The sequence below is a fragment of the Streptomyces sp. L-9-10 genome, assembly GCF_004151105.1.
In the GTDB taxonomy this organism is placed as follows: domain Bacteria; phylum Actinomycetota; class Actinomycetes; order Streptomycetales; family Streptomycetaceae; genus Streptomyces.
The window spans coordinates 60,576-71,938 of record NZ_PHRF01000119.1 but is presented as its reverse complement, the minus strand read 5'-3'; the positions used below and the strand labels follow the sequence as shown (position 1 = coordinate 71,938).

Sequence of the window (11,363 nt, the reverse complement as noted above, 5' to 3'; positions counted from 1 at the left end):
CGTGTGCGGTGCAGCTTAGACACCTCCACCACACCGGAGGTCTTCGCCATGATCAAGACCCGGCACTGTCAACAACGCTCGTGATCAATACAGCTAGGCCGTGTCTCTCTGACTGGTCCCTCCTCAAGGTGGGGTGGCCGGCCTGCTGCGATGACGGCCCCGGTCTCCGGTGTCCGTCTGATCGCGTGGCAGCCAGACCTTCAACGGCCGCGCGATGTCGCGATGAGTTCGGTGGCCTCTGCCAGTCTGTACGTGTGTCGTGCGGTCCGAATGTCCTCACGACAACCCGCAACTGCTGCTTTCAGAGAGAAGCTGATGTCCGACACCACCTGCCACATGTCGATCTCGCTCGACGGCTTCGTCGCGGGACCCGAGCAGAGCCGGGACAATCCGCTGGGCAAGCGCGGCCAAGAGCTGCACGGCTGGCATATCGGCGACCCGCGCGCGACCGAAGCCGACAAGACGGCCAACAGCTGGTTGATGCGTCCGCGTGGCGCCTACGTCATGGGCCGAAACATGTTCGGGCCGATCCGAGGCGAGTGGAACGAGACATGGGACGGATGGTGGGGCCCCGAGCCCCCCTACCACGCTCCGGTCTTCGTCCTTACTCGCTACGCCCACGCACCGATCGAGATGGAGGGAGGGACCACCTTCCACTTCGTCACCGAAGGCTTCGACGCCGCTTATGCGCAGGCGCTCGAAGCCGCCGACGGCAGGGGTGTGGACATCGCCGGTGGCGCTTCGACGGTTCGACAGGCACTCAACGCCGGCGTGATCGATGAACTCACGCTCGACATCGCACCCGTCCTCCTCAGCAGCGGCGAGCGCATCTTCGACGGCGTCGAGACCTTCGACTTCGAGCCCATCGAGGTGCTCCACTCACCGCTGACGACTCATATCCGCTACCGCAAACGCGACGCCGGCTGAGCGGCAACCGGACCTTCGTTCGCCTCAATCGCGGACCTCCCGACGAACAGTCGGCTTCGTGAGTAACCAGGGGCGGCGACCTGCGCGGTCGCCGTCCCTTTGGCGGGCACCGACCGGAGGGCAACGTCCTGGCCAGCGTCTTCAACCGAAAATCGATCGAAGAGACACGCTCCAGGTGTGTTGTCCGGGGCCGCCGCTCAGGTCCTGTCAGGCTCCTCCGGTGTGAGGTCGAACACGCCGTACGCGAAGCCCTGGGCCGTGATCGTGCGGCCGTCCACCGCCACGCCGGAGACTTCGAGCGCGTGCGCGTGCGCGGTGTCGACGGTGTCCGCCGCGCAGGCCGCCGGGGTCGCGCGCGGGTTGACCACGACGAGATGGCGCCCGCCCCGGACGTAGACGAACGGGTAGCCGGAGTGGAGCACCTCGACGCCGCCCGCGGGGCCGAGTTCCGGCGTCGCCCGGCGCAGGGCGATCAGACGGCGTACGAGATGGAGCAGCGAGCCCTCGTCGGCCCGCTGGGCGGCGACCGTGGGGCGGCCGGGGTCCGGGTCGAGGGGGAGGTAGAGGCTGTCCGGGTCGGAGACGGCCGAGAAGCCCGCGTTCGGAGTGTCGTCCCACTGCATGGGGGTGCGGGAGCCCGCCCGGTTGTAGCGCGGTCCCAGCACGCTGCCCTCGGTGTCGGGCAGGCCGGGGATGAAGCGCATGCCGATCTCGTCGCCGTAGTAGACCGCCGGCAGCGTCGGCCAGGTGAGCTGGAAGGCGAAGGCGGCGGGGAGCTGTTCCGCCGTACGCGGGCCGCAGTTGAGGCGCGCGAAGTCGTGGTTCGCGGTGGGCAGGGCGACATGGCCGCCGTCACCGATGGCGGAGACGGCCTCCCGCCAGGCGTCCACGAAGATGCCCGGTGAGCCCTTGCCGCCGGGGTCGAAGAAGCAGTCGACCGGGTCCCAGCCGTCGTTGTCGGTGCCCTGACGGTTGTTCCACAGGGAGCGCAGCGGACGCCCCTCGGCCGGGCCGCCGAACTGGAGGAAGAAGTCCGTGTGGAACCCGGCGGGGACCGACACGGCCGGGTCGCCCCACTCGGCGAGCAGGACCGCCTCGGGATGGGCGGCGTCGAGCCAGTGGCGCAGCTCGGTCCAGAGTGCGCGGGTCTCGGACTGGCCGGGGTCGTCCTTGACGAGCGAGGCGGCCATGTCGACGCGGAATCCGGCCAGTCCGAGACCGAGCCAGTGGCCCATGATCTCGCGCAGGGCGGCGCGGTTGGCCAGGGGCCCCGGGGCGTCGGGGGCCTGGCGCCAGGGCTCGGCCGGATCGCTGCGCGCGTAGCCGAAGTTGAGCGCGGGCTGCGAGTCGAAGAAGTTCGGCAGATAGGCGCCGGGGCGGGTGCCGGGCGACGCCACGAACCCGGCGGGCAGGGGCGCGTCCGTCCCGGATCCGGTGTGCGCGGTGCGGGGCTCGGCCCAGATGTAGCGGTGGTCCTCCGGGTCGTCCGCGGAGGCGGTGAACCAGGGGTGCTGGTCGGAGGTGTGTCCGGCGACGAGGTCGAGCAGCACGCGTATGCCGCGCCGGCGGGCCTCGTCCACCAGCCGGGCGAGGTCCTCGTCGGTGCCGTAGCGGGGTGCGACGGAGAGGTAGTCGCTGACGTCGTATCCGGCGTCGCGGAAGGGCGAGGCGAAACAGGGGTTGAGCCAGACCGTGTTCACGCCCAGCCAGGCGAGATGGTCGAGGCGTCCGGTGATGCCGGCGAAGTCACCGATGCCGTCGCCGTCGGAGTCGGCGAACGACTGCGGATAGATCTGGTAGAAGACGGCGTCGGCCAGCCAGGCGGGGGCGGGGCGGAACGGAGTCATGGGTCGGTACGGAGTCATGCGTCGGCACGGCCTTTCCCTGTGATGGAGGGCTCTGTCCGTTACGGAAGCGTAACCAGGCGGACTCTTGTGAGGGGTGAAGAGCCTGTCCCAGGGTTCTGTATGCGCATACAGACAGCGCATACATGCTGCCATCCGCTCCCCTGAACCGCCACCCGTTCTCTTCCACCGAGGAAGTACGACGCCATGACGCCTGTCCCCGCACCACGCCGCCGCACGGTCCTGGGCGGCGCCGCCCTCGGCACACTCGCCACCGCGGGCCTCTCCGCACCGGCCGCCCCGGCCGCGTACGCGGCACAGGCGGTGCCGGGCGCGCCCGCCGGCCCGGCCCCGGCCGACTCCGTCTCGTACCGGGACAAACAGCTCTTCATCGACGGCGAACCCGCGCTCGTCCTCGCCGGTGAGATCCACTACTTCCGGCTGAAGCGGGCGGACTGGCAGTCACGGCTCGACCGGGCGAAGGCCGCCGGCCTCAACACCATCGCCTCGTACATCCCCTGGATGTGGCACGAACTCCCGGACGGCACCATCGATGTCACCGGCCGCACCCGCCCCGAGCGCGACCTCGGCGCCTTCATCGATCTCTGCCACCGCAACGGGTTCCTCTTCATCGCCCGCCCCGGCCCCTTCACCATGGCCGAACTCAAGGGCGAGGGCGTCCCCGACCGGGTGCGCGAGGACCACCCGGAGATCGTCTCCACCGGCTGGTACGACGCCCCCGCCACCACCCCCACCGTCGACTACCTCGCGCCCGCCTTCCTCCAGGAGGCACGCCGCTGGTACGCGGCGGTGATGCCGGTGCTCGCGGAACGGCTGCGCGGCAGAGGCGGCCCCGTCGTCTCCGTACAACTGGACAACGAGATCGGCATGCTGGCCTGGGTCAGCAACTCGCCCGATCTGACGGACCATCTGACGGCCGACTTCGACGGCTGGCTGCGCGAGGAGTACGGGGACGGGCTGGCGGACCGCTACCCGTTCGCCGGCGCGGACGCGGCCGGGCGGCGCAAGGCCATCCGCCACCCCGAGGACGCGTACGGCGCGGCCCTGATGCACGATCTGGGCCGGTTCATGCGGGGACGCTTCGCGCGGTACGTCACCGAGCTGCGCCGGGCCGCCGAGACCCACGGCGTCACGGGCGTCCCGTTCGTCATCAACATCCACGGCACCTCCGACAGCCGCGCCGAGCCGTTCCCCATCGGAATCAGCCAGCTGATGGAGACCTACGCGGGGGTCGGGGGGACGATCTCCGGCGCGGACTTCTACCTGGGCGATCTGACCTTGCGCAATGTCACCGACCTGTATCTGATCAATGCCTTCATGGACGCGGTCAATGACGAGGACCAACCCGTCACGGCGCTGGAGTTCGACGCGGGGCACGCCGACTACGGGCAGAACATGGACAGTCAGACCAGCCCGTCCGGCGTCGATCTGAAGACCCGGCTCTGTGTCGCGCAGGGCGCGAAAATGATCAACTACTACCTGTTCGCGGGCGGGTTCAACCCGAAGCTCGACAAGCCGGCGGGCGACGGGAACGACCGCATCGGCATCACGGGCGAACGGCACGGCTTCGCGGCACCGGTCGATCCGGAGGGCCGGCCGGGGGTCAGCTACGCGTCGACGCGGCGCGCGGTACGTGCCATGGGCGGACCGGCCGAGGTGCTCGCGCCGATGCGGACGACCTACGACGACGTGGCGCTCGGCTTCGTGCCCGATCACTATCTGACCGAATACCACCCGCCGGAGCTCGCATCGGTCCAGCGCGTGCTGGACGAAGCGGTGAACACACGCGGCGCCGGTCCCCGGGGCTCGCTGGCCCGCGCGATGCTCCTCGGCGGCTTCCGCTACCGGAGCGTGAACCTCCAGTCGGGCGACCTCGATCCGGCGCGCGTACCGGTGCTCGCGCTGGCGACGGGCGAGCATCTGGGGGCGGAGCTCCAGCGCCGGCTGGTCCGCTATCTCGAAGCGGGCGGGAAGCTGCTGCTGTCCGGCAGGCTCCCGGTCAAGGACATGGCCGACCGGCGGTGCGCGGTGCTCGCGGAGGCGCTGGGGCTCACGGCCGGCGAGACGATGACGGACGCGAACCGCTTCTGGCTCTCGGTCACCGCTCACGGCTGGGCGGCGCCGCTCCCGGAAGTACGCCTCTCACGCGCCCAGTTGTGCGTGCCCGCGCGCGGAACGACGGTGCTGCGCGAGCTCTCCACGGGCAAGGGCTGCGGCTTCGACATCCCCGTGGGCCGGGGGCGGGCCGTGGTGATCACCACGGACTACCAGTGCGATCTGACCTTCTGGGGCCGCGCCTTCCGTGCGCTGGACGCCGCCCCCGCCCTCCGGCACAGCGCGACCGACCCGGGGGTCTTCCTGCTGACGACGGCGGACGGCGAGCGCGGACGGCTGCTGCACGCCTTCAACGTCTCCTCCGGCTACGACCAGGACTTCACGGTCACCGAACACGGCAAACCCCTCTTCGGCGGGGAGAAGCTGCGTCTGCCGGGGCGTACGGCGGCGATGCTGCCGCTCGGACTCACGGCGGGCGGGCTCCGGATCGCGTACGCGACGGCGGAACTGACCGGCGTCGCCGACGGCCGGGCGACCTTCCGCGCGCTCGGCGCGCTCGGCGGGGATGGCGGTGACGGCGGGGAGCCGGTGGCCGGGGAGTCGGTGGTCGCGGTGGAGGGCAGGGCGGTCTGCGACGGCGCGCGCGTGTCGACGGAGGGCGGACGGACCGTCCTGCGCGTACGGCGCGCCGAGTTCACCGTCCGCCGTGCCTGACGCACCGCGCGGCCCCGGGGAAAGCCCGGGGCCGCGCGGTCGGAGAGGTCGGAGAGGTCGGAGAGGTCGCGGTGGTCGGAGAGGTCGCAGTGGTCGGCGCGGCTGTCGCGACCGGATTCGATGGACGGACCTCTTGCCGGACGGCCTGCCGACCCGCTTACGTGACCGCCTAGCGACCCGCTTGCGCGACCGCCTGCCGACCCGCTTACGTGACCGCCTAGCGACCCGCTTGCGCGACCGCCTGCCGACCCGCTTACGTGACCGCCTAGCGACCCGCCTACCGGCCCGCCTGGAGCGCCGACCATGTCGCGGGACCGGCTATGCCGTCCGCGCTCAGGCCACGGCCGCTCTGGTAGTCGCGGACAGCCTGCGTCGTGTTCGCTCCGAACTGGCCGTCGATGGACACGGTCCGGCCGAGGGCCGCCGTCAACGCGCGCTGAAGACGCTCCACCACGGGGCCCGTGCTCCCCTCCCGTACCACGGAGGCGGTCCCGGCGGAGAGCAGGGCCGTCCAGGTGCGGGCGCCGACGACGCCGTCCGCGGGCAGCCCGCGGCCGGTCTGGAAGGCACTGACCGCGCTCGCGGTCCGCGTGCCGAAGACGCCGTCCGCGGTGCCGGCGTCGTGCCCCTGCTGGTTCAGCAGGGTCTGAGCGGCCGTCACCTGGGGACCGGTGGAACCGCTGCGCAGCGTGTTGTACGAGGGGAAGCCCAACTGGACGCTCCCGCCGCCCCCAGTGCTGCCGCCCACCAGCTGCATGAAGTAGTTCCAGTTCCAGTTCGGTCCCGGATCGGTGTGGTCGTTGCCCGGCACCTCCGCGTGGCCGACGATGTGCGCCCGGTCCTTGGGTATGCCGTACCTGTCGCAGAGGTACTTGGTGAGCGCGGCGGACGACCGGTACATCGAGTCGGTGAACCAGCTCGGGTCGGCGACGAAGCCTTCGTGCTCGATCCCCAGGCTGGAGGCGTTGGCCGAGCGGGCGTGGTACGCGGTGTCGCTGTCGCGGACCATCTGGGTGACGGCGCCGTCCGAGGAGCGGACCACGTAGTGGGAGCTGACCTGCGAGGCCGGGTTCTGGAACCAGCTGATGGTCCCGGCGTACGAGCCCTGCGTGACATGCATGACCACGCTGGTGATCGACGAGGACCGGCCGGCCGCGTAGTTGGCCGCGTTGGCCGGCACCCACGCCGCGGCCGGGTAGTCGGGCGAGAGCGCGGCGCGCCGCCGGTCCGTGTCCGTGGGCGCGTACGCGCCGCGCTCGGGCTCGACGGCGCGCGGCCGTACGGTGACGCTCTCGCCACCCGCGACGTCCGCGTCGATGCCCTGTGCGAGGAGCGTGTAGACGGTGTCGGCGTAGAGCCGCGCGGTGCGGATGTCGGACGCCCCGCCGTACCGGGCGACCACCGGGTACCACTCGTCGATGCTGCCGCGCTCCGCGGTGTCCAGCCCCAGCCCGTCGGCGTAGGCACGCAGGACGGCCGCGCCGCCGCGGATGTTCGCCGCCGTGTCCGCGCGCAGCTCGGCGCCCGGCTCGCCGGTCAGCTCGGCGGCCTTCTCCAGGCTGCGGTTCGTGGGATTGCTCACGAGGTGCATCACGCCGTAGCCATTGGCCTGGCTGGGTTCGCCCCGGTGCCCGTCGAGGTGTGTCTCGCCGTATCCGACGGCCACCAACAGGTCCCGGGGGACCTCGAATTCGGCCGCGGCCCGGGTGAAGGCCCGGCTCATGCCGTCCCGGTCCGACGGGGTGACGGGCGCGGGCGCGGCGCCGGCGGGGTGGGCCGTGACGAGGAGCACCGTGGCGACCAGGCCACCGAGTGCGGACAGCGCCGTTCTCTTCGACACCGTTCTCTTCGACACTGTTCTCTTCGACGGTGTGATCTGCCACGGCCTGTTCACCGGCGGTCTGTTCCCCGGCGTCGATCGTCGGTACATGCTTCCTCCTGGCCGTTTCGCGGTCTCCGCCTGAGCGGGTCTGTGGGGGGTCTACGCGAGTTGAACGCACCACTCCTATCGAGTGGTCATGCTCACGTCAAGCCCCGGCGTCGCGTACGCCACGCAAGTGACCCATCAGCCAGAAAACGCGCGTACCAGCCAAAAGCCCACGCGAAAGCCCTGCGCGAACCACCGTCGGAAAGCCCGGAATGCCCTGCGGTCGCGAAGCCCTACACCGCGGAGCCTTATGCCGCGAAGAACTCCTCCAGGACCGGTGCCAGCACATGGGGCGCCACCTCATGTGTCTGGCCCGTCAGTGTGCGGTGCCTGCCCCGGGGGAGGGCCCTGGCCACCGCGCGCGCCGCGTCCCGCGTCGGCGGCGGGCTGGCGCCGCCGTCCACGACCATCGCGCGCGTTCTGATCGTCGCCAGCCGGTCGGCCGGGATCAGCCCCGGCCCCAGTACGGCGTTGTCGTACGCCAGGGTGTGCGCCAGCGCCGCCAGATCCGGCCACATCGGGGACCGGCGCATCCGGGCGATCATCTCGGGCACCATTCCCACCAGCGAGAGGAACAGCTCCACCGCCTCGCCCCGCCGCCCCCGCGCCAGCAGGTCCGTGAGCCGCTCGCGGTAGGCCGCCGTGACCGGCAGATCGGCCGGATCGGTCGCGTACGGAGGCTCGTACAGGGCGAATTGGGTGATCGGCAGGCCCGCGGCCGTCGCCTCCAGGACCAGGGCCGCGCCCGAGGACACCCCGTACACGGACGCGCTCCCGCCCGCCTCGTCGAGGAGCGCGGCCAGATCCTCGGTCTCCCGCTCCACGGCGTACGGGCCGCTCTCACCGCTGGCGCCGCGCCCGCGCCGGTCGTAGGTGATCACATCGAAACGCGGCGCCAGCAGCTTCGCCAACGGGGCGTCGGATTCGGCGGTGTTGAGCGCGCCCCCCACCAGAACCACCGGCGGGCCGTCCCCCGACCGCCGGTACGCGATCGGGGTGCCGTCCCCCGATGTCACCGTGCACACATTGTTCATACCGACTCAGACCGGTGTGCCCGGCGCAACTCATCGCTCGTGGAGGAAGTTTTTTCTCAGGCCGCGACGACCTCCGGGTCGTAGAAGCAGAAGTGGTCCTTGATCTGGGCGACTTCGGCCTTGGGCGTGGGGTACGCCCAGACGAGATCCGGCGCGCCGGGCAGCGACCAGTACGAGGCGTCGCCCTTGAACGGGCAGTGGGTGGAGGTGTCGGAGGGCGTCAGCAGTTCGGTACGCACGTCCTCCGGCGGGAGGTAGTAGCGGACCGGACAGCCGGTCTCGCGCAGCAGGAGCGGAGTGCGGCTCTCCGCGATGATCCGCCCGTCCCGTACGACACGTACATGCTCCGTGCCCCGCTCGATCGTGATGTGGTGTCCCGTGCTCACGGTGCTCATGATGGTCTGCCCCTTCGCTGGTGCGGGTCATCGCCCCGCCTGGTACCTCTTCGGTCCCTCCGTATCTTCAGCAACGGGGCACGGCGTGCTCTTCCCGCCGTACCGTTTGCCTCATGAATATCTGTGTCTTCCTCTCCGCCGCCGATCTCCCCGAGCACTACACGCGGCCCGCCCGTGAATTCGCCGAGCTGATCGGCAAGGGCGGCCACACCCTCGTATGGGGCGGTTCCGACAGCGGGCTGATGAAGGTCGTCGCCGACGGTGTGCAGGAGGCGGGCGGGCGGCTGGTCGGGGTCTCGGTCGGTTTCCTGAGCAGCGTCGCCCGGCCGAACGCCGACGAGATGGTGGTCGCCGAGGACCTCGCCGAGCGCAAGGCCCTGCTGCTCGCCAAGTCCGACGCGGTCGTGATCATGGTCGGCGGTACGGGGACGCTCGACGAGGCCACCGAGATCCTGGAGCTCAAGAAGCACGCCCTGCACACCAAGCCCGTGGTGCTGCTCAACACGGCCGGTTTCTACGACGGACTCAAGCAGCAGTTCCGGCGGATGGACGAGGACGGCTTCCTGCCGCTGCCCCTCACCGACCTGGTGTTCTTCGCCGAGGACGGGGTGAGCGCCCTCGCCTATCTGGAGGAGTCCGCCGGCGTTCAGTGATCGGGGCGCGGTGATGCGACCATGACCGCATGGCTACCCATCTGATCACCGGTGCGGGCTCCGGCATCGGCGCCGCTGTCGCGCGCCGGCTGCACGAGCGCGGCGACGACCTGATCCTGTTCGCCCGTGACGCCGGCCGCGCCAAGGAACTCGGATCCGCGTTCCCCGGCGCCCGTACCCTCGTCGGCGACCTCGCCAACCCGGACCGGCTCTCCTGGGCACTCGCCCAGCAGACGCTTCCCGACCGACTCGACTCGCTGCTGCACATCGCGGGCGTCGTCGACCTCGGGCCGATCGGCGACCTGACCCCCAAGACCTGGCACGAGCAGCTGAACGTGAACCTCGTCGCCCCCGCCGAGCTGACCCGGCTCCTGCTGCCCCAGCTCCGGATCTCCCACGGCCAGGTGATCTTCGTCAACTCGGGCGCCGGGCTCAGCGCGCACGCCGAGTGGGGCGCGTACGCCGCGTCCAAGCACGGCCTCAAGGCGCTCGCCGACGCGCTGCGCGAGGAGGAGCGGGACAGCGGTCTGCGGGTGACCTCCGTCTATCCGGGCCGTACGGCGAGCCCCATGCAGGTCAAGGTCCACCAGCAGGAGGGCAAGGAGTACGACGCCGGCCGCTGGATCGACCCCGGGTCCGTGGCGACGACGATCCTCGCGGCGCTCGACCTGCCGCGCGACGCGCGGATCGACGACGTGACCGTACGGCCGGGCCGGTGAGCGAGCGGATGGACGCGTCGCGGAACGAATCCCGGAGCGACGCGCGGAACGAGCCGGTCCCGGCATCGCCGGCCGCGCCCGCCGGGAGCGTCTGGGGAGCCGCCACGGGGATCGGCTCCATGCCCGGCGGCGACGCGCGGGAGACCGCCAAGGCCGTCACCGGCAGCTTCGAGGACTTCCCGTATCTGCCCGAGCTGCCCGCCCGCGGCCCCGGCGCCGACATGATCGGCCGGACGGCGGGGCTCCTCGTCGAGGTCTACGCGCGTGTGGAGCCCAGTGGCTGGCGGATCGGCGACCGGCCGGGCCGTGACACCAAAAGGGCCTGGTCCTGGATGGGCGAGGACCTGGACGCGCTGGAGGAGTTCACCCAGGGGTACGTGGGTCCGCTCAAGGTCCAGGCCGTCGGGCCGTGGACGCTGGCCGCCTCGCTGGAGCTGCGCAACGGCGAGTCGGCGCTGAGCGACCCCGGGGCCTGCCGGGACCTGACCGGCTCGCTGGTGGAGGGGCTGACCGCGCATCTCGCGGAGGTACGGCGCCGGGTGCCCGGCGCCGTACCGGTGCTCCAGATCGACGAGCCGTCCCTCACCGCCGTACTGCGCGGACATGTGAGGACGGCCAGCGGCTACCGCACCCACCGCGCCGTTGACCGCCAGGTCGTGGAGAGCGCGCTGCGCGAGGTGACCGCGCTGAGCGCGGGGACGGCGGTCGTGCACTCCTGCGCGCCCGACGTTCCGTTCGCGCTGCTGCGTCGGGCCGGCGCCGCGGCGGTCTCGTTCGATTTCGGTCTGCTCACCGAACGTGACGAGGAGACCATCGGTGAGACGGTCGAGAGCGGAACGAAACTCTTCGCCGGAATCGTGCCGGGCACTGACGGCCCATTGTCGGACCCTGCCGGTAGCGTCATGGGTGTCAGGACGCTGTGGCGCAGGCTGGGGCTGAATCCGGGGACTCTCGCGGAGTCCGTGGTGCTCACCCCGTCGTGCGGGCTCGCGGGGGCCTCTCCCGCGTACGCGCGCGCCGCGATGGCGCACTGCGTCAGGGCCGCGAGATCCCTCGTGGACAACCCTGAGTGAC

General features: G+C 71.2%; 9 protein-coding genes. 5 read left to right on the top strand and 4 right to left on the bottom strand.

Annotation, left to right across the window (positions count from 1 at the left end; translation table 11 throughout):
* The first annotated feature begins 315 nt into the window (after positions 1-315).
* On the top strand, positions 316-927 hold the full coding sequence (locus CU044_RS28035) for a dihydrofolate reductase family protein (RefSeq protein ID WP_129771553.1): 612 nt from the start codon (positions 316-318) through the stop codon (positions 925-927).
* Between the two features lie 197 nt (positions 928-1,124).
* On the opposite strand, the gene CU044_RS28030 is transcribed toward CU044_RS28035, so the two are convergent.
* Positions 1,125-2,774, bottom strand: a complete 1,650-nt coding sequence (locus CU044_RS28030; protein ID WP_129771552.1) for an alpha-amylase family glycosyl hydrolase — start codon at positions 2,772-2,774, stop codon at positions 1,125-1,127.
* Between the two features lie 204 nt (positions 2,775-2,978).
* Here CU044_RS28030 and CU044_RS28025 point away from each other — a divergent pair, with 204 nt between their 5' ends.
* Complete coding sequence (locus CU044_RS28025; protein WP_129771551.1) at positions 2,979-5,561, top strand: beta-galactosidase; 2,583 nt, start codon at positions 2,979-2,981, stop codon at positions 5,559-5,561.
* 277 nt (positions 5,562-5,838) lie between these two features.
* Here the strand turns inward: CU044_RS28025 and CU044_RS28020 are convergent, their stop codons facing one another.
* From CU044_RS28020 to CU044_RS28010, 3 genes are all read right to left on the bottom strand, one after another.
* Positions 5,839-7,401: a peptidoglycan-binding protein gene (locus CU044_RS28020; protein WP_240045884.1), complete on the bottom strand. Its 1,563-nt coding sequence runs from the start codon at positions 7,399-7,401 to the stop codon at positions 5,839-5,841.
* Between the two features lie 335 nt (positions 7,402-7,736).
* The gene (locus tag CU044_RS28015) at positions 7,737-8,522 is read right to left on the bottom strand and encodes an alpha/beta hydrolase (protein ID WP_193564091.1); all 786 of its coding nucleotides are present in this window, start codon (positions 8,520-8,522) and stop codon (positions 7,737-7,739) included.
* 56 nt (positions 8,523-8,578) lie between these two features.
* Positions 8,579-8,917, bottom strand: coding sequence for a DUF427 domain-containing protein (locus tag CU044_RS28010; protein ID WP_129771549.1), 339 nt, complete (start codon positions 8,915-8,917; stop codon positions 8,579-8,581).
* A 113-nt stretch (positions 8,918-9,030) separates the two neighbouring features.
* On the opposite strand from CU044_RS28010, the gene CU044_RS28005 reads away from it, so the two are divergent.
* From CU044_RS28005 to CU044_RS27995, 3 genes are read left to right on the top strand one after another with little or no spacing between them, the layout of a single operon-like run.
* The gene (locus tag CU044_RS28005) at positions 9,031-9,570 is read left to right on the top strand and encodes a TIGR00730 family Rossman fold protein (protein ID WP_129771548.1); all 540 of its coding nucleotides are present in this window, start codon (positions 9,031-9,033) and stop codon (positions 9,568-9,570) included.
* Between the two features lie 29 nt (positions 9,571-9,599).
* Entirely contained in the window at positions 9,600-10,289 is a 690-nt protein-coding gene (locus tag CU044_RS28000; protein ID WP_129771547.1) for an SDR family oxidoreductase, read from the top strand.
* The gene (locus tag CU044_RS27995; protein WP_275670229.1) at positions 10,286-11,362 is read left to right on the top strand and encodes a methionine synthase; all 1,077 of its coding nucleotides are present in this window, start codon (positions 10,286-10,288) and stop codon (positions 11,360-11,362) included. Before CU044_RS28000 ends, CU044_RS27995 begins: the two co-directional genes overlap by 4 nt.
* Position 11,363: the final 1 nt, after the last annotated feature.